The following is a 22,450-nucleotide window of genomic DNA, read 5'->3' as shown; positions in this document are numbered from 1 at the left end:
TCCGTGAGTGACGAAGCGGTAATCGAGATACGCGACCTCCACCTGGACTACGGGAATTTCACCGCGGTGGACGGCATTTCGCTGGCCGTGCCCCCGGGGCAGGTGCTGGCGCTGCTCGGCACCAACGGGGCCGGCAAGACCAGCACGGTCGACGTGCTGACCGGCTTCCAGCGGCCGACCAGCGGCACCGTCCGGGTGCTCGGCGCCGACCCGTTGACCGAGCGGCGGAAGATCGCCACGCGAGTCGGCATTGTCTTGCAGGAGGCCGGTTTCCTCGAGACCCTCACGGTGGCCGAGACGGTCGACGCCTGGCGCCGGTTCACCCCGGGCGCCCGGCCGCGGGCCGAGGCGCTGGAGATGGTCGACCTCGGCGGCCGGGCCGGGGTCACGGTCGGGAAGCTCTCCGGTGGCGAGAAGCGCCGCCTCGACCTGACCCTCGGCCTGCTCGGCGGGCCCGACGTGCTGTTCCTCGACGAGCCGACCACCGGGCTCGACCCGGAGGCGCGCCGCAACGTCTGGCAGCTGCTGCGCGAGCTCATCCTCGGCGGCATGACGGTGCTGCTCACCACGCACTACATGGAAGAGGCCGAGGCGCTCGCCGACCAGGTCGCGATCATGGACCGCGGCCGGATCGTGCGGGAGGGCACGCTCGCCGAGATCACCGCGCGCTCGGCCACCGCCGTCTCGTTCCGGCTGCCGCCCGCGCTCGGCGCCGCCGACCTGCCGCCGCTGGAGGGCGCCGAGGTGGCCGAGCACGAAGGCCGGGTCCTCGTGCACACCCACGAACCACAGCGCACCCTGGCCACCCTGCTCGGCTGGGCGGCCGGGCGCGGGGTCGAGCTGGCCGAGCTGGACGTCAGCGCCGGCTCGCTGGAAGACGCGTTCCTGGCGGCCGCCGCCGGGGAGAGGAGCTCACGATGACCTGGCTCGGTTACGCGCGGGCGCAGTTCCTGTTGTCCCAGCAGGTGTACTGGAAGCGCATCGGCATCGCGCTCACCGGCACCCTGGTGCCCCTCGTGCTCGGCGGCTTCATGCCGTTCCAGCTCCGCCACGGCCCGGCCGTGGACGGCGCGCCCGCCGGGATGTACGCGCTCACCGGATTCCTCGCCTTCGCCTTGTTCTTCACGGTGTACACGCTGGTGAACGCGGTGACCTCGCGGCGCGATGCGTTGGTGTACAAGCGATTGCGCGCGGCCTCGCTGCCGGACAGCGCGATCTTCGCCGGAGAGGGGGCCGCGGCCTCGCTGCCCGGGCTGATCGTGGCGGTGCTGCTGATCGTCTTCGGCCTGGTGGCCCTGGACGCCGGCGCGCCCGCGAACCCGTTGCTGCTGGTCGTCGGGCTGGTGCTGGGGGTGGCGATGTTCGCGCTGCTCGCGGTCGGGATCTCCGGGATCCTGCCCAGCGCCGACACCTCGATGTGGATCGTCACGCCGGTGATGGTGCTGTTCATGTTCTGCTCCGGGATCTACGCACCGCTCTCGTCGCTGCCCGGCCCGCTCGCGGACGCCGCGGTCTACCTGCCGATGGCGCCGGTGGTCAGCATCGTGCGCACGGCCTACCTCGGCGCGGACTTCGCCGGCCACAACGCGATCATGGGCCTGTCCGGCGCCGGGGCCCCGCTGGGCTTCCTCGGCCAGTTCCAGGCCTGCATCGGCCCGCTGTGCGTGACCGTGGCCTGGGCCGTGATCGGGCTGTCGCTGGCCCGCAAGTTCTTCCGCTGGGACCCCAAGCGGTCCGGTCGCTGAGATGTCCGCGCCGGTGAGCTGTGATCCAATGAGCGAACAGGTGGTCGTGATGGAGACCTTCGGCGCCGTCGCGCTCCGCGCTCCGCTCGTCCGGGGGAACGGGGAGGAAACACGGGCCATGGCGCGACGCTCGCGGACCGCGGTGGCCCGGACGGCGACGATCCTGCTGATCGTGCTCTGCGTCGCGTACGGCGTCGAGCCGCTGTTCTCCTCCGGCGCACCGCGGACCGGCGCTCTCTGGGCCACGCTGCTGGGCCTGGCCGCCTTCAGCGCTGTGCTCGCCCACGTGATCTGGAGCGGCACCCAGCTGGTGGCCGGCGGAAAACCCTGGTCGCTGGTCGTGGCCGGGATCCTCGCCGTGGGCATGTACCTGCGCTTCGGTCCGGCCCTGGTGGCGCTGCCGGCGATCTTCTGCGGCGCCGCGGTCTTCACGCTCAGCCGGGTGCGCGCCGCCGCACTGGTCGTGATCGTGGTCGGCGGCTCCTGGCTGCTGCTCGCGCGCTCGGCGCTGCCGGCCGGGGAGATCGTCGACCTGATCGGCCGCGGGCTCGTGGTGATGGTGGTGGTCGCCGTGGTGGGCACGGTGATCCTGCTCAACGGCGAGGTCGAGCGCAGCCGCGGCGAGCTCGCGCGGGTCGCGGTGCTGGAGGAGCGGCTGCGCTTCGCCCGCGACGTGCACGACCTGCTGGGCCACAGCCTGTCCGTGATCGCGTTGAAGGGCGAGGTCGCGGCCCGGCTCACCGCCCGTGATCCGGAGCGCGGCGCGGCTGAGATGGACGCGGTCGTCGATCTCGCCCGCCGGTCCGTGGACGAGGTGCGCACGCTGGTGCGGGGTTACCGCCGGCAGTCGCTGAAGGCCGAGGTCGAGGGCGGGGTGAGTGTGCTGACCGCGGCCGGGGTCGAGTGCCGGGTGGACGAGGTGCCCGCGGGCCTGCCGGACCGGGTCGAGCCGGTGTTCGGCTGGGTGGTGCGCGAGGCCGTCACGAACATCCTGCGCCACAGCGAGGCCACCCGGTGCGACATCGGCTTCCAGCAGACGGGCGGGCGGATCAGCCTGGTGGTGACCAACAACGGCGTCCGCGAGAGCCCGGCCGACGGGCTGGGCAACGGCCTGGCCGGGCTGGCCGAGCGGCTCGGCGCCGTCGGCGGCACGCTGGAGAGCGGACCGGAGCCCGGCGGCGGCTTCCGGCTCACCGCTTCGGCCCCGCTGGAGGAGAAGTGACCATCCGCGTACTGATCGCCGAGGACCAGGAGCTGATCCGCACCGCGCTGGTCACCCTGGTCGGGCTGGAGCCGGACATCGACGTCGTGGCCCAGGCCGAGGACGGGGCCGAGGCGGTGGCGATCGCCGCCGGCACCGAGCTCGACCTGGTGGTGCTGGACATCGACATGCCGGTGCTGGACGGGCTCTCGGCCGCCGAGCAGCTCGCCGCCGGGCATCCCGGCCTGGCGCTGGTGATGCTGACCAGCCACGGCCGTCCCGGCTACCTGAAGCGGGCCGTGCAGGCGGGCGCGCGCGGGTTCGTGACCAAGAACGTGTCGGGCACGGAGCTGGCCAAGGTCATCCGCGAGGTGCACGCCGGCGGCCGCTACCTCGACCCCGACCTGGTCGCCGACGCGATGTTCGCCGGGGAGTGCCCGCTCGCCGCGCGTGAGCTGGAGATCCTCCGGCTGGCCGAGGACGGGCGTCCGCTGTCGGGCATCGCGAAGACGCTTTCGCTGCAGGAGGGCACCGTGCGCAACTACATGTCCGCGGCGATCACCAAGCTGGGTGTCGACAACCGCATGAGCGCGGTCCGGCACGCCAGGAACATGGGCTGGCTGTAATCCCGGCCGGCTCCCGCTTTTTCCGGGAAGGGAGTAAGGAAATGGGTAGTTTCGGCAAAAAGGACGACGGCGACCGCAAACCGCCGCTGGCGAATGTCATCGGTTCCAAGGGCAAGGGCGGCTGGTTCGGCAAGAAGGACAAGAAAGACAAGAAGGACGACAAAAAGAAGTACAACGGCAGCTACTGACCTGCCGTCACGGCTCAACGCCGAAGGGGCTTTCCGCGCCAGCCGGTGCGGGAGGTCCCTTCGGCCGTGCGGCCTGTCTTGATGAAGCCGACGTCGCGGGCGGGTGGCGCCGGTCCTTCCCCTCGCGCCGCTCACCCGGCCCGGGTTCGTCAGGCGAGTTCCGGCAGCCTCCTGTCCTCGCTCGCCGCGAGCGCGACCAGCCCGGCCCCGTACGCCGCGATCACCGCCTGGGCCCGGCTGGGCACGGCGAACTTCTGCAGGATGTGGTGGACGTGCGAGCGCACCGTCGCCGCCGAGACCGACAGCCGGAGCGCGATGTCCGCGTTGGACAGTCCATAGGCGAGCAGCTCCAGCACGTCGCGTTCCCGGCTGGTCAGCTGCAGGTCCGCGCCACCGCGGCGGGTGGTGTCCGAGTCCTGCATCAGGGACGACACCTGGCGGTGCACCTCGACCGGCATCAGCACGGTGTCGCCCGCCGCCACCACCCGGATCGCGAGCATCAGCTCGTCCGGGGTCGTGGCCGGCGACAAGACCGCCCGCGCGTTCAGCGTGATCAGGTCCACCGGCCGGAAGGCGTCCCCGAGTTCGGCGAACGTGATCACCTTGGCCGTGGCGCCCAGCCGGCGGAACGCGGTGAAGTCGTCGCCCGGGTCGGGCACCACCGCCACCACCTCGTCCAGGCCCGGCAGCTGGGCGAGCGCTTCGCACACCCGGCCGCACTGGCCGATGACCTCGAGGTCGTCCTGACCGGTCAGCAGCGCCGAGAGCCCGGCTCGCGTGAGTGGGTCGGCACAAGAGATGAATACCTTGATCTTCAACCTGTCCCCCAGGTTCCCTGCTTCGCACAACGCCATATCTGAAGGAATTTCGCGAATTTCCCGGGCGGAATTCAACCTGGACCAGAGTGAATGCTGCTCACCGTCGAGTGGCTGATCACAACGCCCCCATTGCGTTCATGTGATGCTTTCGGGGACGAGAATTTCATAATGCCCGAAAGTTGTCCACCGGCCGTGATGGCACCAGGTGGGACGATCACCCTGATGGCTGGCGGCAACCTTAAGGGGGCATCAACTTGTATTCGCCCAGGGCGGGTCGGGTCGCCGAAATATCCTATTGGCGTAGTTCTCGTCCCGGTAATGTGTGACGTACGACACAGTGATCCGAGAACCGGAGGATGGCCGGTGGCGTCTTGCCTGGTGTGAAGCACAAGCCACCAGCGGAGGCCGACGAGGAGCAACTCGTCCGCCGGACGGCGCGGGGTGACCGGGCGGCGTTCGAAGAGTTCTACCGCCGCACGTCGCCCTGGCTCGCCGTGCGCCTGCGCCGCCGTTGCGCCGACGAACAGGTCGTCGCGGAGGTCATGCAGGAGACCTACCTGGCCGTCTGGCGGGCCGCCGGCTCGTTCTCGGGCGCCGCGGCCGGCGGGACGGCCGTCGGGTGGGTGTGGACGATCGCCGCGCGCCGGCTCGTCGACGCGTTCCGGCGGCGAGCGCACCACGCGCAGCCGCCGCCGGCCGTCCAGGTCGCGGTGGTGGCACCCGCCGCCGAGGAGGAGGCGCTGGCCGCGACGGTCGGCGACTACGTCGGCGACGCACTGCGGGCCTTGGCGCCCGAACTGCGCCAGATCCTGCAGGCGATGGTGCTCGACGGGCTGTCCGTCCGGGAGACGGCCGTCCTGCTCGGGCTCCCGGAAGGAACTGTGAAAACACGGGCGCGCCGCGCGCGGATCGCCATGCGAGAGGCACTGTCATGAACCACGTCGCCGATCGGCTGCTCACCGGCTACCTCGACGGGCAAGACCTGCCCGCCGACCAGGCCTGGGCGGTCGAAGCCCACCTGGAGCTGTGCGCGGTCTGCCGGGGCCGGCTCGCCGCACTGTCCACACCGGACGTTTCGGCGCTGCTGGACGGCGTCTGGGCGGGCCTCGAGCCGAAGCTCGGCACGCGTCCGCGGCCGGCCACCAGCCGGTTCCGGACCCTGCTGGACCAGTGGACGACGCCGGTGATGCTGCCGTGGCTCCTGATGGTGCTGCTGGTCTCGCTCGTCTCGGTGTGGCTGGACTGGACGCAGGTCTGGCAGCACGGGTCGTTCGTGCAGCTGTTCGCGCCGGTGCTGCCGGTGCTGGGCGTGGCCGCCTCGTGGTCGGGCGGGCTGGACCCGGCCCACGAGCTGGTCACGGCGAGCCCGCGGGCCGGGCTGGACCTGGTGTTGCGCCGGACCACCGCGGTGCTGGTGGCGGTGCTGCCGGTGCTGCTGCTCGCGGGCTGGCTCACCGGGTCTTCGGTGGGGCTGTGGCTGCTGCCGAGCCTGGCGTTCACGACGGCGACGCTCGCGCTCGGGCTGCTGATCGGGGTGCAGCGCGCGGCCATCGCACTGGTGGTGGTGTGGCTGGCCGTGCTCGCGGCGCCGACGCTCGCCACCGGCGCCTCGTTCGCCATGCAGGCCGGGGCCACGCCCGTCTGGGCCGGAATCTTCGCGCTGACCGTGGTGGTGATGGTGCTCCGCCGGAGCGCCTTCACGCGGCTCATCGCTCATCGATAGGGAATGAGGGGACAATGGACATGCGGGCAGTCGAAGCCGCAGAGGTCGCTCCGTCGACCTACGCCTGGGAAATCCGGGCCGAGGGGCTGAAAGTACGGGTCGGACGGCAGAAGATGGCCGTCAACGGCCTCGATCTCTCGCTGGGAACGGGAGTGCACGGGCTGCTCGGGCCCAACGGGGCCGGCAAGACCACGCTGATCCGGACGCTGGCGACGGTGCTCCGGCCGACCGAAGGCAGCCTGACGCTGCTCGGTGAGTCCGTCGGGGGACGCATCGACCAGCGCGGCCTGCGCCGCCGGATCGGGTACCTGCCGCAGACGTTCGGCTACTACAAGCGCTTCACCGTGCGCGAGTTCGTCGAGTACCTGGCCTGGCTCAAGGAGATGTCCAAAGAGGACATCCCGGGGGCGGTGCAGCGGGCGATCGAGCGCGTCGGGCTGGCCGACCGCGCCGACGACAAGCTCAAGACGCTTTCGGGCGGCATGGTCCGCCGGGTCGGGATCGCCCAGGCGATCGTCAACGACCCGCAGATCCTGCTGCTCGACGAGCCCACCGCCGGGCTCGACCCGGCGCAGCGCGTGCGGTTCCGCGAGCTGCTGCAGCAGATCGGCCAGGACGCGTGTGTGGTCGTCTCGACGCACCTGGTCGAGGACGTGGCCGCGGCCTGCAGCGATGTGGTCCTGTTCGCCGAGGGCCGGCTGGTCTTCCAGGGCACGCCGGACCAGCTGGCCGCGGCGGGCGGGCCGGAGCACGTCGGCGACAGTCCGATCGAGCGCGGCTACTCCGCGCTGCTGAACCACGAGCGCGGCCGGGAGGCGTGGTGAACGTCCTGCGGACCGAGCTGCGGCGCACGATCGCGCCGTGGCTGACCCTGGCGGTCCTGGTCGTCGGGCTCGGGTTCTTCTTCGGCTTCCTCAACAACGGCCCGTGGTTCAAGGAGCCGGCGGCTTGGGACGGGCAGTGGACGTCGTCCGTGCAGTGGACGCGCTACCTGCTGATACTGCTGTGGCCGATCATCGTCGGCGCCTCGGCGATCCAGGGCATGCGTGACAGCCGCTCCGGCACCACGGAGCTGCTCAGCACGATGCCGCGCCCCGCCTGGCACCGCATGACGAAGCTGAGCCTCGCGCTGGGCATCGCGGCCGTGGTGGCGTACCTCGTCATCCTGCTGACCGGGCTGGCGCAGGTGGTGGCGCACGACGGGCTGTTCACCTTCAGCTGGGTGCTGCCCGCGCTGGTCGGGCTGGTGGCGGTGGTCGCCGGGGTCGGGCTGGGCCTCGGCGTCGGGCGGATGCTGCCGAACCCGGTCACCGCTCCCGCGGCCGCCGTGCTGGCGCTGGTGGCCTGCGTGCTGTTGCAGCTCTCGAACGATCAGGCCAATGTCGCGACCGGACTGCTGCCGAACCGGCTGTCGCAGCTGGGGATCGCGCCGCCGGAGCCGCGCAGCCCGTTCCTCGTGCCGACGGTGGGCGTCAGCGTCGGGCAGCTGTGCTGGCTGGCCGGCCTGGCCGCCACGGGGTTCCTGCTGCTCGCCGCGCCCACGGTGCGACGACGGCTGCTCGCGCTGCTGCCGGTGGCGGCCGGCCTCGCGATCGCTCTTCCGCTGTTCCCGTCGTCGCCGGCCGGCAACCTGACCGTCGACCAGACGGCCGCCGCCCCGGTCTGCGACGGCCCGGTGTGCGTCACGAAGATGCACGCGGATCAACTGTCCACTTTGGCCGGACCGGGCAAGGAAGCCTTGCGGCAGCTGGCGAAGCTCCCCAGCGCGCCGACCGGCCTGGTGGAGGCGACCGACGCGGCCCGGACGACCGCCCGGCTGGCCGGCCCGCAGGACCCGTCGAAGATCGTCGTGCACCTCGACGACTGGGCGTACTTCGGCAAGCACGGCGAGGACCTCGTTTACCAGCTCACGGCCGGTGGCGGGACCCAGGCCTGTGGCGGCCCGAGCTACGGCGGCGACCGGGAAACCCGGGAGCTGGCCGCGCGCTCGGTGGTCTCCGGATGGCTGGGCGGTGAGCTGAAGCTGCCCTCGTCGGCCCGCTACTACAACGGCTTGGCGGACCTGGCGAACCAGGCGTGGGCGGGCCTGCAGGCATTGCCGCCGCAGGAACAGCTGGCCCGAGTCGCCGCCTCCCGGCAGGCCGAGCTGAGCTGCCAGGGCGACGCGCTCACCGCGCTCACGCAGGGGGCCGAGCGATGAGGTGGATGACGCTGTACGCGCGGTCGCGGCAGGTGCCCGCGTCGCTGCTGGCCCTGGTGATCTGCACGATCGGGATCCGGCTGGCGGCCGGGACCCAGTGGTCGCCCTTCTTCGTCACGCTCACCCTCGCCGCGGCCGTCGCGGTGGCGGCCACCGGGCTCAGCGGCCAGGACATCGAGCTCGACCGGACCGCCGCGTTCAACTGGCTGCCCCGGCGGCTCGGGCACATGCTGCTGATCGGGGTGCTCGCGGGCGGGGTGCTGCTGCTGGTGCAGGCGCCGGGCGGCACGCAGGTGGCCACGTCGGTCGTGCTGCGGGACGGCGCGGGCCTGCTCGGTCTGGCCGGCCTGGCCGCGACCCTGCTCGGCGGCCAGTTCGGCTGGACGCTCCCGCTCCTGTGGACCGTGGTCGCGCTGTTCGTGCCGAGCCCCGACCCGACAAAGGTTTCGGGCGCGGTCGCTTGGCCATTGCTCCCGCCGGAAGCCCCGATGAGCTGGTGGATGGCGGGGATCCTGTTCGGCGTCGGCACTTCGGCTTACACGCTGGTGGGCGCCCGCCGGTGAGGGGACGCCCCGGCCGCCGTACCGCCCCCGGGCCGGTACGGCGGCCGAGCGCGTCAGACGTTGCGGTTGTTCGGCTTCAGCTCGAGGGGCGAGTGGTCCGGATCGTCGATGCCCATGCTGATGATCCGCTCCGGGTGGATGCGGATCACGGCGCCGTCGAGGTGGCCGTCGGTCTCGAAGACGTCGGTGACCACCTCGGCGTGACCGCGGATCTCCAGGCAGCGGATGCGCATCGGCTCCAGCGACGGCCGGTCGTCGACGACGAACGCGACCCGTCCGTTGTCCGCGACATTGCGGTACTTGCGGCTGCGCGTGAGGTTGTAGCCGGTGACGTCGATGGCCTCGGCTTCCGCGTTGTAAGTGAACGCGACCGGGCTGACCTGCAGGGTCCCGCCGGGCTGCTGGGTGGCGATCCGGCCAAGGCCCTGCTCGGCCAGGTAGGCGATTTCGGCTTCGGTGAACATGTCACCCAGCTTGCAAGTTCAAGGGCACTTGAAGTCAACTGATGTTCGGGGCGAGTTCCCGCACCCGCGGGACGACGTGCTCGGCGAACCGGCGCATCTCCGCCTCGAACGGCTGGAACTGGAGCATGAACGTCTCGATGCCGAGGTCGGCCCACTCGCGGATGCGGCGCGCGACCGTGTCGTAGCTGCCGACCAGGCCGGCCGCGGTGCCGCCGTTGGTGCCGATGTGCGGGTACTTCGCGAAGGTCTGGAACATCACCGCTTTCGGGTCGGCGTCGGCGACCAGGGCCTCCCACCGGGCCTTGCCGGCTTCCGCGAGTTCCCACAGCGCGGCCAATTCCGCCTCGGCCTCGGCGTCCGTCTCGCGCGCGACGACAAACGCGGACAGCCCGAACCGGACCGGGTCGCCCTCCCTCGGCCGCGCGGCCACGTCCGCGATCAGCCGCTCGACCTCGGCGCGGGGCTGGCCGTTGATGAACCACACGTCGGCCTTGTCCGCGACCAGCGCGCGGGCCGGGTCCGACTCGCCGCCGACGTACACCGTGGGACGCGTGCGTGTCGCGTCGATCGGGCGCAGCTGGTAGTCCTCGACCTGGAAGTACTTGCCCTGGAAGGAAACGCGCTCGCCGTTCAGCAGCCCGCGCACGACGGTGATCCACTCGCGGCCGTAGGCGTACCGCTCGTCGTGCTCGGCGAACGGGATGCCGGCGCGCTGCAGCTCGGGCTTGAACCAGGCGTTGACCAGGTTCAGCCCGAAGCGGCCGCCGCTGATCTGTTCGATCTGCAGCGCCTGCTTCGCCAGCACCACGGGATGCACCAGGTACGGCTTGATCGCGGCGATGATCTCGATCCGCTCGGTCAGCGCCGCGAGCGCCGCCGCCGACGTCCAGGTCTCCAGCTGGTCCAGCTCGTCGCCGAACGGGTTCACCAGGTGCTGGGCGATCAGCGTGGAGTCGAACCCGAGCCGGTCGGCCTCGAGGATCAGCCGTTTGTTCCGCTCCCAGCTCGCGTCGACCGGGTCGTCCGGATGGTCGAACGGCCCCCACGAGCCGTAGACGACGGCCCAGACACCGAACCGCGGATGCGCCACACCGGCCACGACAGGACTCCCTTGCCTCGGAGACCGTCAGCGTGGGTCGGGCCCGCCTCCGCGGCAATCGGTCCCACAAAGTGGGGCGGCCCGCTGGTTCAGGCGAACAATCCGTCGCCCCAGCTGGACGTCGGGGTGAGGCCGGGCGGCACGGCGAAGTGGGCCGAACCGGTGTGCTGCACGTACTCCATCATCGCGTCCTTCGCGGACAACGCCTGCTGCATGGGGACGTACTGCGTGCGCGTGTCACGGTTGAAGGCCAGGAAGAACAGGCCCGCCTCCAGGTGGCCGACGCCGTCGGAGCCGTCGACGAAGTTGTAGCCGCGGCGGAGGATCCGGGCGCCCTTCAGCGTTTCGTGCGAGGCCAGGCGGATGTGCGCGTCGTCGGCGATCAGCGGGACGCCGCCGGCGCCGCCGACGTTCAGGTCGACCGTGTCGAACTCGCTGGTCTGCCCGAGCGCCGCGCCGGAACCCTTGGTGCGCCCGATGATCTGCTCCTGGCCGTCGAGCGTCTCGCGGTCCCAGGTCTCGATGTGCATCCGGATCCGGCGCGCCACCAGGTACGTGCCGCCGGCCATCCAGGCCTGTCCGTCGGCGGCCTGCGCCCACACCTGGTCGCGCAGGATGTCGGTGTCCTCGGACTTGATGTTGTTCGTGCCGTCCTTGAAGCCGAACAGGTTCCGCGGCGTGGCCTGCGCCCGCGAGGTCGACGAGCTGCGCCCGAACCCGAGCTGCGACCAGCGCACCTCAGTGACGCCGAAGCCGAGGCGCACCAGGTTGCGCACCGCGTGCACGGCGACCTGCGGGTCGTTCGCGCAGGCCTGGATGCACAGGTCGCCGCCGCTGCGCGTCGGGTCGAGCTTGTCCTTCGGGAACGCGGGCAGGTCCACCAGCTGCGGCGGGCGCTTCGCCGCGAGGCCGAACCGGCCGTCGAACAGCGAGGGCCCGAAGCCGATCGTCAGCGTCAGCTCGGAGGCGGGCAGGTCCAGCGCCTCGCCCGTGTCGCCGGGCGGTGCCTCGGCCGCGCCGCCGACCGCGCCGTCCGGCACGACCTCCTGGCCCGTGGTCATCCGGCGCGCCGCGGCGGTCCACGTGCGCAGCAGCTGCCGCAGCTCGCCGACGTCCGTCGTGGTCACGTCCAGTGCCGCGAAGTGCAGGTTCTGCTGGGTCGAGGTGACGATGCCGGCCTGGTGCTCGCCGTGGAAGTCCACAGTGGACGTCGAAGCCTGCGCCGTGGCGCCGTCGCCGAGGCGGTCGAAGCCCACTCCGGCGGCCGCCCCCGCGCCGGCCAGCGCGACCCCCGCCCCCGCCAGCCCGAACAACTTCCGGCGGGAGACGCGGGTTCCCTCGTCACTCACTTGGACACGACCTCCGCGACCTTGCTCAGCGGCTCGCTCAGCGCGTCGACCGCCGAGGCGAACGCCTTGATCTCGTCCGGCGAGAGCTGGTTGTAGTACTTGAAGCCGTCACCGCTGCGGGTCTTGTCCAGCAGCGCCTGCACGTTCGCGAACTGCTTGTCCAGAGTGGACACCAGCGCCGGGTCGCGCTCCTGCAGGATCGGCCGCAGCGCGGCGATCGCGCCCTTCGAGCCGTCCACATTGGCCTGGAAGTCCCACAGATCGGTGTGCGAGAAGGTCTCCTCCTCGCCGGTGATCTTGCCGGTGGCGACCTCGTCGAGCAGGCCCTTGGCGCCGTTGGCCAGGTCCAGCGCGGTCAGCTGCAGCGTTTTGGTCTTGGTGACCAGGTCCTTGACGTCGGTGAGCAGCTTGTCGGCGACCTGGCCGCTGTCCGGCTTGAGCCCGGTGACCCACAGGTCCTTCTCCAGCCGGTGGAAGCCGGTGAACTGCTGGCCCGGTGTCAGATCGGCCTCGCGGACGTCGATCAGCGGGTCGAGGTCCCCGAACTTCTCCGCGACGGGCTCGATGCGCTCGTAGTACGCGCGGGTGGTGGCGTACTGCGCCTTGGCCTCGTCGACCTTCCCGGCCTTCACGGTGTCGACGAACTTCGCCGTCTCGGTCTCGAGCGCGCTCGTGTTGTTGGCGACGTACGTCGCGTAGCTCTTCGTGGCCTCGGACTTCTGCGCGTTCACGTCGTTCTGCTTCGCCGCGCCGCCGGTGACGGTGAAGTCGCCGCGGATGCCGTTGCCGACCATGCCCGGCTTGCACGCGGTCTGGTACTTGCCGGCGTCGGGCACCTCGACGATCAGCCGCCGGTTCAGCCCGGGCGCGATGTTCTCGACCTCGCCCATGATCCGGTCGCCCTCGGCGTAGAGGTAGAACTCGGTGACCTTGCTGCCCTTGTTGGTGATCTCGAACGTCAGGTTGCCCGCGTTCGCCGTGTTGGCCGCGACCGCGCACGAGGTGTCGGAGGCTTCGACCTTGATCGGCCCGCCCGCGCCCGCCGGGCCAGAAGCGGAGCCCGTGCTGTCGCAGGCGCTCAGGGCGACCAGGACGCCGACACCGGCCAGTACGGCCAGCGGGGTTTTGGGGGACTGGAACACGCCTCACTCCTTGACAGCGGCCGCGGCGGGCGCCGGGACGGTTTTCTTGGTTGGCTTGAGGAACAGCGGCAACACGATCACGACGTAGGCGACCCACGCGACGGCCTGCACCACCGTCGTCTGCTGCGAGTAGTTGAGGACGCCCTTGAGCAGCGCGCCGTACCAGGAGGTCTCCGGCAGCACGTTGGAGGCGTCGAAGGCGAGTGTGGTCAGGCCCGGCAGGAAACCGGCCTCCTGCAGGTCGTGCAGGCCGTACCCGAGCACGCCGGCGGCGACGAACACCAGCAGCACGCCGGTGACCGTGAAGAACTTCGCCAGGTTGAACCGGACGGCGCCGCGGTAGAGCAGGTAGGCGAGCGCCACGGCGAGCACGATGCCGATGACAAAGCCGATCAGCGGCTGGATGGTGTCCGACTGCGCGGTCTGCACGGCGGAGTAGAAGAAGACGGCGGTCTCCAGGCCTTCCCGGCCGACCGCGAGGAACGAGAGCAGCAGCACGGCCGCGGGGCCGACGTTCAGCGCGTTCTCCATCTTCCCGCGCAGCTCGGCGGCGATGTGCCGGGACGCCTTGCGCATCCAGAAGATCATCGCCGTCACGAAGCCGACGGCCACGATGGAGAGGCTGCCGCCGAGCAGCTCCTGGTGCTCGAAGCTCAGCTGCGCGGTGCTGTACGTGAGGATCGCGCCGACGGCGATCGAGAGCAGGACCGCGGCGGCGACGCCGGGCCACACGTAGCGCAGCGCGTGCCGCCGGTCGGTCTTCACCAGGAAAGCGACCAGGATGCTGACGACGAGTGCGGCCTCCAGGCCTTCGCGCAGCCCGATCAGCGCGCTCGAAAACACCACGGTGCTGTCCTCCTCGTTATTCCCTGACCTGATGTTTTTAGGTAAGGCTTGCCTTTAAGTCCAGGGGGTGCACGTCGAGGGGTGCCCGTTTTGTCCGGCAAAACCGAGGTTAGCGGCGGATTAGGTTAGGGTAACCGCAGGTCAGCGCGCTGGGCTGCGACTCGGTAACAAAATGTGTGATGTCCACCGGGTGGAGCAGGAGTTAACCGTCCGCTTGCCATTCGCCCGATCCAGTGTCCCGCCAGTGGTGGGGCAGTAACCTGTCCGGGTGGCCGATACCACTCCGCCGACTGTTGACGCGCCGGCTTCGTCCGCGCCCGCCGGACCGCCCCGTCGTTACGTCAGCCGGATCGCGTTCACGCTGGGCCTGGTGGTCACCGGGGTCGTGCTGGTGGTGACGATCGGGGTCCGCAACCCGGCGGGCGAGACACCGGCCGCCGCGCCGCCGTCGCCCACGTTCGTGGTTCAGGAGCAGCGTCCGCAGCCGGGTGCGCAGGCGCCGCGCGTCGGCCTGGCGGCGCCGCCGGACCGGCCGACGGTCTCGGACCAGGCGGAGCTGGACGCGTGGGCCACGCGCGTCGCGGGGAAGACGCAGATCCCGGCGCGGGTGCTCGCCGCGTACGGCCGGGCGGAGATGTGGATGCGGCGGCAGAAGCCGACCTGCCACCTTTCGTGGGCGACGCTGGCGGGCATCGGCCACGCGACGTTCGGCACCGTGGCCATCGGCCCCGACGGCGTGGTCGGCACCCCGATCGTCGGCCCTCCGACGCCCCCGGACACCGACGACGGCAAGCTCGACGGCGACCCCGGCGCCGACCACAAGCTCGGCCCGATGCAGTTCCTGCCGTCCACCTGGTCGAAATACGCGGAACGCGCGACCGGCGACGGCAAGCGCCCGAACCCCCAGAACATCGACGACGCCGCCTTCACCGCCGCCCGCTACCTCTGCTCCGGCGGCGACGACCTCGGCACCCCGTCCGGCTGGTGGCGCGCGGCCCTGTTCTACAACCCGGCCGTCGACTACGCCCAAACGGTCTTCAGCGCGGCTGATGCTTTCGCGGCGGCCAGCGTGTCGGTTTGAGTTTTGCGCGGCTGATGCGTTCGTGGCGGCCAGCGTGTCTGTTTGAGTCTTGCGTGGCTGATGCGTTCCCGCGGTGGCCGGTGTGTTGGTGTGAGGCTTGCGCGGCCGATGCTTTGCGTCGACCGGTGTGTTGGTGTGAGGCTTGCGCTGCCGGTGCGTTCGCGGTGGCCAGCGTGTCTGTTTGAGTTTCGCGCGGCCAATGCCTTCGCGGCGACCGGCGCCTCGGTGTAAGTCTTGCGCGGCCGTTAGTGGTTGTCGTGCTTGTGTTTGTGGTGCTTGCTCCGGCGATAGTGCTTGCCGTGCAGTGCTTCCGCTCGGTGGCACTGCCCCTCGGCGGCTCGCCGGTGGTCCTTGGCTCCGGACCTCGGCTCAGGCGTGCGCCGTGATCCGGGTCCCGGTGGCTTCGCGCGCCGCCTTGACCGCTCGCGCGGCGCGCGCTTCCCGCGTCGCCTGCGCCTGCTTGCGCTGGCCGACCGGGAACCGCTCGTCGAGCGCGACAATCGCCGGTGCCAACGACATCAGGACGAGAACCAGCAGGCCCACGCAGGCCCCGACCGTGGCGAGGATCGTCATTTCCGCCTCCTAGAACGAACTCGGTGACACCAGGTTCGCTTGTGGAGCCCCATCGCCGGATCGGTCAACCGGCTGACCCGGGCCGCCGGATGGCCAAATGGCCGATCTTCGCCGGCGGCCGGGTGTGGAGGCTCAGCTGTCGCCGAGGGTGATGCGGGCGTTGACTTCGCTGATGGCTTCCAGGTATTCCGGCACGGGGTTCATCGCGGACGCCATGCGGAGTTGCGCGAGCGCCTCGGCGAAGCGGCCGAGACGCTGAAGCGTGCGGCCGAGCACGAAGCGCGCGTAATGGTCCGTCGGATCCAGCTCGAGGACTCGGGTGAACGCCCGTTCCGCCCGCCGGAGCTGCGCGGAGTGGAAGTAGGCGCGGCCGGCCAGAAGCTGCACGCTCGGTTTGTCCTGCTCGTCGTCCAGCAGGGGTTCGAGGGCCTTCAGCGCGTCCAGGGGACGGCGGCGTTCGACCAGATCCTCGGCCCGCCGGAAGGCGTGGAACCGGGCCTCGCCGTTGGGCTCGGGTGCGGGTGCGGCGTCCGTCATGGTCACACCAACTTTACCCTGAACCGAGGGGGTTCCACGAGCCGTCAGAGGCGTCATGGTGGACTGTTCCGCCATGAGCAGCGAACAGGAGCCCGGCTACCTGGGGCTGGCGCCGTACCTCTACTACAGCGACGCGACAGCCGCACTGGCCTGGCTGACCAGGGTCTTCGGCTTCACCGAGGAAGTGCGGTTCGAGGACGCCTCGGGCGAAGTGTTCCAGGCGACGTTGTGCGCCGGCGACGGACGTGTCCAACTGGCGGGCGTCGGTCCCGAATACTGGGCGGCCAAGGGAGTCGAGGGGCCCGTCGGGCAGCTCAACATCGTCTACGTCACCGACGTCGACGCCCAGTACGAGCGCGTCCGGGCCGCGCTCGGCGAGGAACTCGAGCCCGAGCCGCCTCAGGACCAGCCCTACGGCGCGCGCGTGTTCACGGTCGCGGACCTCGGCGGCAACAGCTGGACGTTCTGGCAGCAGACGTCCGACACCGTCGAGCTGCCGTCAGGCTGGCGTGAAGTGCGGCCGGAAGACCACGCGGAACACTGAGCGGAACCGGTCCGGACCGGCCGTGCCTCCAACGGGTGAACGTGGCGGACGGCTACTCTGGGCGGCGTCACCGCAGGCACGACCCATTGAGGAGCATGGCGTGGCTCTCATCGAGCAGGTAGGCGCGCGCGAGATTCTCGACTCGCGCGGCAACCCGACCGTCGAGGTGGAGGTGGCACTCGACGACGGCACGCTGGCGCGGGCCGCCGTCCCGTCGGGGGCGTCCACCGGCGAACACGAAGCCGTCGAGCTGCGGGATGGGGACACCGGCCGCTACAACGGCAAGGGCGTCGAGCGCGCGGTCGCCGCGGTGCTCGACGAGATCGGCCCGGAGATGGTCGGCATCGAGGCCGTCGACCAGCGGATCGTCGACCAGAAGCTGGTGGACCTGGACGGCACGCCGGCCAAGTCGCGCCTGGGCGCGAACGCGATCCTCGGCGTCTCGCTGGCCGTCGCGAAGGCCGCGGCCGACTCGGCTGAGCTGGAGCTGTTCCGCTACCTGGGCGGCCCGAACGCGCACGTGCTGCCGGTGCCGATGCTCAACATCCTCAACGGTGGCGCGCACGCGGACACCGACGTGGACATCCAGGAGTTCATGATCGCGCCGATCGGCGCCGAGTCGTTCCGCGAGGCCCTGCGCTGGGGCACCGAGGTCTACCACTCGCTGAAGTCGGTGCTGAAGGGCCGCGGCCTGGCCACCGGCCTCGGCGACGAGGGCGGCTTCGCGCCGAGCCTGGCCAACAACCGCGAGGCGCTCGACCTGATCCTGCAGGCCATCGAGAAGGCCGGCTACACCGCGGGCCGCGACATCGCGCTCGCGCTGGACGTCGCCGCCACCGAGTTCTTCTCCGACGGCGCCTACACGTTCGAGGGCTCCAAGCGCAGCGCCGAGCAGATGTCGGCGTACTACGCCGAACTGCTCCGCGACTACCCGCTGGTCTCGATCGAGGACCCGCTGAGCGAGGACGACTGGGACGGCTGGGTGCAGCTCACCGCCGAGGTCGGCGACAAGGTCCAGCTCGTGGGCGACGACCTGTTCGTCACCAACCCGGACCGGCTCGAGGAGGGCATCACCCGCCGCGCCGCCAACGCGCTGCTGGTGAAGGTCAACCAGATCGGCACCCTGTCGGAGACCCTCGACGCGGTTTCCCTGGCCACCTCCTACGGCTACAAGTCGATGATGAGCCACCGCTCGGGCGAGACCGAGGACACCTTCATCGCGGACCTGGCGGTCGCCACCGGCGTCGGCCAGATCAAGACGGGCGCCCCGGCCCGCGGCGAGCGGATCGCGAAGTACAACCAGCTGCTCCGGATCGAGGAGACCCTCGCGGACGCGGCCCGTTACGCCGGCGACCTCGCCTTCCCGCGGTTCACCGCGGAGGCCTGATCGCGCATGGCCGACCGGGGGAGGGCGCGCGGCCGCCGCGGCGGCCGGGACGACGGGGGCAGGTCCAGCCGGGCCCGCCGTCCCGCTTCGGCCCGGCGCCGCACGGGCGCGGACAACGCGGAGACGACCAGGTCCCGGCTTCGCCGTGGGCTGGCCGCCAAACGCGCGTCCGGTGCCGCCAAGGTGCTCGGCATGTCCACCACGCGCCGGGCGGCCGTGGTGGCGATCGTGGTGTGCGCGCTCGCGTTCACCGTGGCCGTGCCGCTGCGCACCTACCTCAGCCAGCGCTCGGAGGTGCGTGACCAGGAGGCGCAGCAGTCGCAGCTGCAGCAGCAGGTCACGCAGCTTCAGAACCGCAAGGCCCAGCTGAGCGACCCGGCCCAGATCGAGGCCGAGGCCCGTCGCCGGCTTCGGTACGTGAAGCCCGGCGAGGCGCCGTACATGGTGCAGCTGCCCGAGGACCAGGCCGCGGCGCAGGCGCCGCCGACCGGACCGCAGCCGGTTCCGCAGGGCTCTTGGTACGAGAAGCTGTGGGATCAGGTTTCGGGCGGTTGAGTCCTTCCTGGGTGCTTCGGGTCTGAGATTCTCGGGACAGCGGGCCGGTCCGCGATCGATGTCGCGGACGGCCCGCTGTTTCGTGTCGTGGGTTCCCATGCGTCCGAGGCTAAGTCGGGCCGGTGGGTCGCCGGTCCGGTTGGGCCGAGTTGTCCACAGGGAAGGGTCAGTTGTGGACAACTCGGGCCGAACAGTGGAGGTCCCGGCGGGCCGGACACCTGGCGGCATTAGCCTGGGACGCGTGAACAGCAGCACGGAAACACCCCGCTTCGAGCCCGTCACCGAGGTCGACCGGGAGGTCATCGCGGAGCAGCTCGGGCGGCCGCCGCGGGCGTTGCGCGCCGTCGCGGCGCGGTGCCCGAGCGGGCATCCGTCGGTGGTGCAGACCAGCCCGCGGCTGGAGAACGGCACGCCGTTCCCCACGCTGTACTACTTGACCTGCCCGCGGCTCAGCTCGCTGGTCGGCACGCTCGAAGCGTCCGGGATCATGAAGGAGATGACCGAGCGGCTCACCACGGACCCGGAGCTCGCCGCGGCCTACCAGCGCACGCACGACACCTACCTGGCCGAGCGCGACGCCATCGAGTCGCTCGGCACCCAGGTGACCGCGGGCGGCATGCCAGGGCGCGTGAAGTGCCTGCACGTCCACCTCGCGCACACCCTCGCCGCGGGCCCAGGAGTGAACCCGTTCGGTGACGAGACGCTGGAATGGCTCCACGCCAACGGGTGGCCATCGGGCGACTGCGCCGAGTAACACCGCGCTCTCGTGCGCAGATAGTTCCGGCAAGCGAGCATTTACTGCCTTCGTGGGTTCCCGTATGGGTGACCTCGGGTCAAGCTGAGTACGGAGTCTTCACACGAGCTAGGCGAGCATCGGACCACCACCGGTGATCCGAGGAGGGGTTCGGCACATGCGGGCGCCACGCGGGATCAGGCACGTCGCCCGGCGAGCCCGCGCGAAGGACCGGAAACCGCTGGTCGGCGAGCCTCTTGTGGTGGCTGACGCCGCGGAGGCCGAAGCCTCGGATGCGACGGCCGAAGCCGCGGACGCCGATGCGGCCGACCCCGATGTGGAGACCAGCGCGGCGGTTGCCGAAGTCGCCGATGCCGAGACGGCGGGTGTCGAGGTCACCGATGCCGAGACGGCGGGTGTCGAGGTCACCGATGGCGATGCGGCGGATGCTGAGGTCGCCGATGCTGATGTGGCCGAGGCTGGGCTCGCGGATGCTGCGGAGCCCGAGGTCTCGGATGCGACGCCCCAAGTCGCGCATGCGGATGCGGCTGAGCCCGAGGTGGAGACCGGGGCTGCGGAGGTCGAAGTCGCCGATGCCGATGCCGATGCCGATGCCGAAGCCGTGGAGGCGGCGTCGGCGGGTGGCGTGGCTGAGGGAGCGGTCGTCGAGGCCGGTGTGCGGCGGGAGTTGGGCCAGCCCGGGCGCGAGCAGGCAAGCGAGCAAAGACCCGACCAGGGCGAGCAAAGACCCGACCAGGGCGAGCAAAGACCCGACCAGGGCGAGCAGAGATCTGAGCAGGGCGAGCGCAGACCTGAGCAGAGACCTGTACAGAGTGAGCAGGGTGAGCAAAGACCCAAGCTGAACCACCCCCGCCCCACCACCGTGGCAGGGGCGCGTCGCTGGGTGAGGGTTGCGCGGCGGAAGGCTCGGGTTCGGGGGCGGGGGTTCGGGGCGAAGCATCGGACGTTGGTTGCGGTGGTGGCCGGGGTGCTGGCGGTGGGGCCGGCGGCGGTCGGGGCGGGGGCGGTGGCTGCTTGGGTGGGGCGGATGCCGACGGTGCACACGCAGGACGCCGCGCTCGCCGAGGGGTATGACCCGCAGAATCCGCAGGTCGAGCACGTTGCGGTGGATGGGAGTCTGCCGGATTCGCCGGTGCCGTTGCCGTTGCCCGCTTACGAACTTCCGAACGGGCCCTTGGGGATTCCGGTCACCGCGCTCGCCGCGTACAAGAATGCTGCCGACGTGCTCGGCAAAGAACAGCCTGGTTGCCACATCGACTGGGCGCTGATCGCCAGCATCGGGCGGATCGAGTCCAATCACGCGCGCGGCGGGTACGTCGACGCGGCCGGGACCACGCTCGAGCCGATTCTCGGGCCCGAGCTCAACGGCACCGGGCCCTACGCGGCCATTCCCGACACCGACCACGGCCTGCTCGACCACGACACGGTGTGGGATCGCGCCGTCGGGCCCGCGCAGTTCATCCCCGCCACCTGGCGCGCGTACGCCTCCGACGGCAACGGCGACGGCATCGCGGACCCCAACAACCTCTTCGACTCCTCCCTCGCCACCGGCCGGTACCTCTGCTCCGGCGGCCTCGACCTCGCCAACCCGGACCAGCTTCGCACCGCGATCTACCGCTACAACAACTCCGACGCGTACGTGAACACCGTGATCCTCTGGGCCGAGGCCTACCGCAACGGCGTCGCGCCCACCCCGGACAGCCAGATTCCCGTCGGTGCGCCCAATGCGGCCGCGGTGCCGGCCCCGCCCGCCGTGCCGCCGCCGTCCGTGCCGCCGTCCGCTCCGGGAACGCCGACGACCGGGCCCAGCCTGCCGCCGTCCGGGAATCCCGGGAACAGCAGCACGCCAACGAGTCCGGGGACCGGCACCAGCACACCGACCTGCGTCAGCAGCACCACCCCCACAACAACCCCGACAACCACAAGCGCAACGACCACCAGCCTGCCGCCGTGTGGCCAGACGTCCTCTCCACCACCCAGCGGCGACAGCGCGCCACCCAGCCCGACGGGCAACGCGCCGGGGAGCTAACCCGTAAAGTCGCACCCATGCCTCGTGTAGCCGCGATCGACTGTGGGACCAACTCCATCCGCCTGCTCGTCGCCGAGCTGACCCCGCGCCACGACGGCACGGTGGACCTGCGCGACCTGCACCGGGAAATGCGCATCGTCCGGCTCGGGCAGGGCGTGGACGCCACCGGGCGGCTCGCGCCCGAGGCGCTGGAGCGCACCCGCGCCGCCCTCGCGGACTACACGATCGCCGCGCGGCGCAAGGGCGTGGAGAAGGTGCGGATGGTCGCGACGTCGGCGACGCGCGACGCCAGCAACCGTGACGAGTTCTTCGCGATGACGCGCGAAACCCTCGGCGTCGAGGCCGAGGTGATCAGCGGCGACGAGGAAGCGCGGCTGTCCTTCACCGGCGCCGTCGGCGAGCAGGATCCGGACGACGGCCCGTTTGTGGTCGTCGACGTCGGCGGCGGCTCCACCGAGCTGGTGCTCGGCACCTGGGACGGGCGCCGGGCCGAGGTGCTCGCCGCGAAGTCCGTGGACATCGGCTGCGTGCGCATCACCGAGCGCGCGCTGAAGGGCGACCCGCCCACCGCGGCGGAGATCGCCCAGGCCCGCGAACTCGCCGACGGCGTGCTCGCCGAGGCCTTCGACGTGGTCGACGTGGCCAAGGCCCGCACCTGGATCGGGGTGGCCGGCACCGTGACCACGTTGTCAGCCGTCGCCCAGGGGCTGGCGGAGTACGACTCCGAGCGCACGCACCTTTCGAAGCTCTCCCACGCGGACATCAACCGGCTCGCCGGCGAACTGCTGGCGGCCGATCACGCCACCCGCGCGGCCAACCCGGTGATCCACCCGGGCCGGGTGGACGTGATCGGCGGGGGCGCGGTGATCGTGCAGGCGCTCGCCGACGGGCTCGCCGCCCGCGGTGGTCCGGACCAGCTGATCGTGAGCGAGCACGACATCCTGGACGGTATCGCCCTGGCTCTCACCTGAGCGGAGCAGCTCGGGCACAGCCGGTGATCATTACTACCTTGGTCGTGCTCTGCCC

The 22,450-nt window shown here is 71.0% G+C and carries 26 protein-coding genes; 17 read left to right on the top strand and 9 right to left on the bottom strand.

Annotation, left to right across the window (positions count from 1 at the left end; genetic code table 11):
• The first annotated feature begins 3 nt into the window (after positions 1–3).
• From OG371_RS09010 to OG371_RS08990, 5 genes are read left to right on the top strand one after another with little or no spacing between them, the layout of a single operon-like run.
• Entirely contained in the window at positions 4–921 is a 918-nt protein-coding gene (locus OG371_RS09010) for an ABC transporter ATP-binding protein (protein ID WP_329067471.1), read from the top strand.
• Positions 918–1,745 carry an ABC transporter permease gene (locus OG371_RS09005; RefSeq protein ID WP_329067469.1) on the top strand — a complete coding sequence of 276 codons (828 nt, stop codon included), beginning with the start codon at positions 918–920 and terminating at the stop codon, positions 1,743–1,745. The genes OG371_RS09010 and OG371_RS09005 overlap by 4 nt, the downstream gene beginning before the upstream one ends.
• A 28-nt stretch (positions 1,746–1,773) precedes the next feature.
• A complete protein-coding gene (locus OG371_RS09000; protein WP_329067467.1) occupies positions 1,774–2,967 on the top strand; it encodes a sensor histidine kinase in 1,194 nt (397 codons plus the stop codon).
• Complete coding sequence (locus tag OG371_RS08995) at positions 2,964–3,572, top strand: response regulator transcription factor (RefSeq protein WP_329067465.1); 609 nt, start codon at positions 2,964–2,966, stop codon at positions 3,570–3,572. Before OG371_RS09000 ends, OG371_RS08995 begins: the two co-directional genes overlap by 4 nt.
• A gap of 41 nt (positions 3,573–3,613) precedes the next feature.
• Positions 3,614–3,760 (top strand): hypothetical protein, encoded by a 147-nt coding sequence (locus OG371_RS08990; protein ID WP_177231161.1) that lies wholly within the window; start codon positions 3,614–3,616, stop codon positions 3,758–3,760.
• 149 nt (positions 3,761–3,909) lie between these two features.
• On the opposite strand, the gene OG371_RS08985 is transcribed toward OG371_RS08990, so the two are convergent.
• Positions 3,910–4,578 carry a response regulator transcription factor gene (locus tag OG371_RS08985; protein WP_329067461.1) on the bottom strand — a complete coding sequence of 223 codons (669 nt, stop codon included), beginning with the start codon at positions 4,576–4,578 and terminating at the stop codon, positions 3,910–3,912.
• 356 nt (positions 4,579–4,934) lie between these two features.
• On the opposite strand from OG371_RS08985, the gene OG371_RS08980 reads away from it, so the two are divergent.
• The 5 genes from OG371_RS08980 to OG371_RS08960 are packed head-to-tail and all read left to right on the top strand — an operon-like array spanning position 4,935 to position 9,064.
• Positions 4,935–5,513, top strand: a complete 579-nt coding sequence (locus OG371_RS08980) for an RNA polymerase sigma factor (RefSeq protein WP_329067459.1) — start codon at positions 4,935–4,937, stop codon at positions 5,511–5,513.
• The gene (locus OG371_RS08975) at positions 5,510–6,301 is read left to right on the top strand and encodes a zf-HC2 domain-containing protein (protein ID WP_329067457.1); all 792 of its coding nucleotides are present in this window, start codon (positions 5,510–5,512) and stop codon (positions 6,299–6,301) included. Before OG371_RS08980 ends, OG371_RS08975 begins: the two co-directional genes overlap by 4 nt.
• Positions 6,302–6,321: 20 nt before the next feature.
• Positions 6,322–7,125 (top strand): ABC transporter ATP-binding protein, encoded by an 804-nt coding sequence (locus OG371_RS08970; protein WP_329067456.1) that lies wholly within the window; start codon positions 6,322–6,324, stop codon positions 7,123–7,125.
• The gene (locus OG371_RS08965; protein ID WP_329067454.1) at positions 7,122–8,501 is read left to right on the top strand and encodes a hypothetical protein; all 1,380 of its coding nucleotides are present in this window, start codon (positions 7,122–7,124) and stop codon (positions 8,499–8,501) included. Before OG371_RS08970 ends, OG371_RS08965 begins: the two co-directional genes overlap by 4 nt.
• A gap of 5 nt (positions 8,502–8,506) precedes the next feature.
• Positions 8,507–9,064, top strand: coding sequence for a hypothetical protein (locus OG371_RS08960; RefSeq protein WP_329067450.1), 558 nt, complete (start codon positions 8,507–8,509; stop codon positions 9,062–9,064).
• 53 nt (positions 9,065–9,117) lie between these two features.
• On the opposite strand, the gene OG371_RS08955 is transcribed toward OG371_RS08960, so the two are convergent.
• The 5 genes from OG371_RS08955 to efeU form a co-directional block, all read right to left on the bottom strand.
• Entirely contained in the window at positions 9,118–9,528 is a 411-nt protein-coding gene (locus OG371_RS08955) for a PPOX class F420-dependent oxidoreductase (protein ID WP_329067448.1), read from the bottom strand.
• A 34-nt stretch (positions 9,529–9,562) separates the two neighbouring features.
• Positions 9,563–10,627 (bottom strand): LLM class flavin-dependent oxidoreductase, encoded by a 1,065-nt coding sequence (locus tag OG371_RS08950; protein WP_329067446.1) that lies wholly within the window; start codon positions 10,625–10,627, stop codon positions 9,563–9,565.
• 89 nt (positions 10,628–10,716) lie between these two features.
• Positions 10,717–11,976 (bottom strand): iron uptake transporter deferrochelatase/peroxidase subunit, encoded by a 1,260-nt coding sequence (gene efeB, locus OG371_RS08945; RefSeq protein WP_329067444.1) that lies wholly within the window; start codon positions 11,974–11,976, stop codon positions 10,717–10,719.
• Positions 11,973–13,118: an iron uptake system protein EfeO gene (efeO, locus tag OG371_RS08940; protein ID WP_329067442.1), complete on the bottom strand. Its 1,146-nt coding sequence runs from the start codon at positions 13,116–13,118 to the stop codon at positions 11,973–11,975. Before efeO ends, efeB begins: the two co-directional genes overlap by 4 nt.
• Before the next feature lie 3 nt (positions 13,119–13,121).
• On the bottom strand, positions 13,122–13,964 hold the full coding sequence (efeU, locus tag OG371_RS08935) for an iron uptake transporter permease EfeU (RefSeq protein WP_329067440.1): 843 nt from the start codon (positions 13,962–13,964) through the stop codon (positions 13,122–13,124).
• 370 nt (positions 13,965–14,334) lie between these two features.
• On the opposite strand from efeU, the gene OG371_RS08930 reads away from it, so the two are divergent.
• Positions 14,335–15,045 (top strand): lytic murein transglycosylase, encoded by a 711-nt coding sequence (locus tag OG371_RS08930; RefSeq protein ID WP_329072968.1) that lies wholly within the window; start codon positions 14,335–14,337, stop codon positions 15,043–15,045.
• Positions 15,046–15,414: 369 nt separating this feature from the next.
• On the opposite strand, the gene OG371_RS08925 is transcribed toward OG371_RS08930, so the two are convergent.
• Together OG371_RS08925 and OG371_RS08920 are read right to left on the bottom strand one after the other, a co-directional pair.
• Positions 15,415–15,618, bottom strand: coding sequence for a hypothetical protein (locus OG371_RS08925; RefSeq protein WP_329067438.1), 204 nt, complete (start codon positions 15,616–15,618; stop codon positions 15,415–15,417).
• A 132-nt stretch (positions 15,619–15,750) separates the two neighbouring features.
• Entirely contained in the window at positions 15,751–16,155 is a 405-nt protein-coding gene (locus tag OG371_RS08920; RefSeq protein ID WP_329067436.1) for a tetratricopeptide repeat protein, read from the bottom strand.
• A 73-nt stretch (positions 16,156–16,228) separates the two neighbouring features.
• Here OG371_RS08920 and OG371_RS08915 point away from each other — a divergent pair, with 73 nt between their 5' ends.
• The 4 genes from OG371_RS08915 (at position 16,229) to OG371_RS08900 (ending at position 19,395) form a co-directional block, all read left to right on the top strand.
• Entirely contained in the window at positions 16,229–16,699 is a 471-nt protein-coding gene (locus OG371_RS08915) for a VOC family protein (RefSeq protein WP_329067435.1), read from the top strand.
• Positions 16,700–16,799: 100 nt separating this feature from the next.
• Positions 16,800–18,086, top strand: a complete 1,287-nt coding sequence (gene eno, locus OG371_RS08910; protein ID WP_091612418.1) for a phosphopyruvate hydratase — start codon at positions 16,800–16,802, stop codon at positions 18,084–18,086.
• 192 nt (positions 18,087–18,278) lie between these two features.
• Positions 18,279–18,641 carry a septum formation initiator family protein gene (locus OG371_RS08905; RefSeq protein WP_329072966.1) on the top strand — a complete coding sequence of 121 codons (363 nt, stop codon included), beginning with the start codon at positions 18,279–18,281 and terminating at the stop codon, positions 18,639–18,641.
• A gap of 232 nt (positions 18,642–18,873) precedes the next feature.
• Positions 18,874–19,395: a DUF501 domain-containing protein gene (locus OG371_RS08900; RefSeq protein ID WP_329072964.1), complete on the top strand. Its 522-nt coding sequence runs from the start codon at positions 18,874–18,876 to the stop codon at positions 19,393–19,395.
• A 79-nt stretch (positions 19,396–19,474) separates the two neighbouring features.
• On the opposite strand, the gene OG371_RS08895 is transcribed toward OG371_RS08900, so the two are convergent.
• On the bottom strand, positions 19,475–20,224 hold the full coding sequence (locus tag OG371_RS08895) for a hypothetical protein (protein ID WP_329067432.1): 750 nt from the start codon (positions 20,222–20,224) through the stop codon (positions 19,475–19,477).
• 54 nt (positions 20,225–20,278) lie between these two features.
• On the opposite strand from OG371_RS08895, the gene OG371_RS08890 reads away from it, so the two are divergent.
• Together OG371_RS08890 and OG371_RS08885 are read left to right on the top strand one after the other, a co-directional pair.
• On the top strand, positions 20,279–21,424 hold the full coding sequence (locus tag OG371_RS08890; protein ID WP_442876152.1) for a lytic transglycosylase domain-containing protein: 1,146 nt from the start codon (positions 20,279–20,281) through the stop codon (positions 21,422–21,424).
• Positions 21,425–21,441: 17 nt separating this feature from the next.
• Positions 21,442–22,395: a Ppx/GppA phosphatase family protein gene (locus OG371_RS08885; protein WP_329067429.1), complete on the top strand. Its 954-nt coding sequence runs from the start codon at positions 21,442–21,444 to the stop codon at positions 22,393–22,395.
• The last annotated feature ends 55 nt before the right edge of the window (positions 22,396–22,450 follow it).

Origin of the sequence: Amycolatopsis sp. NBC_01480 (assembly GCF_036227205.1) — a bacterium.
In the GTDB taxonomy this organism is placed as follows: Bacteria; Actinomycetota; Actinomycetes; order Mycobacteriales; family Pseudonocardiaceae; genus Amycolatopsis.
Note: the sequence above shows the minus strand (reverse complement) of the source record. Positions and strands in the feature narration are given on the sequence as shown.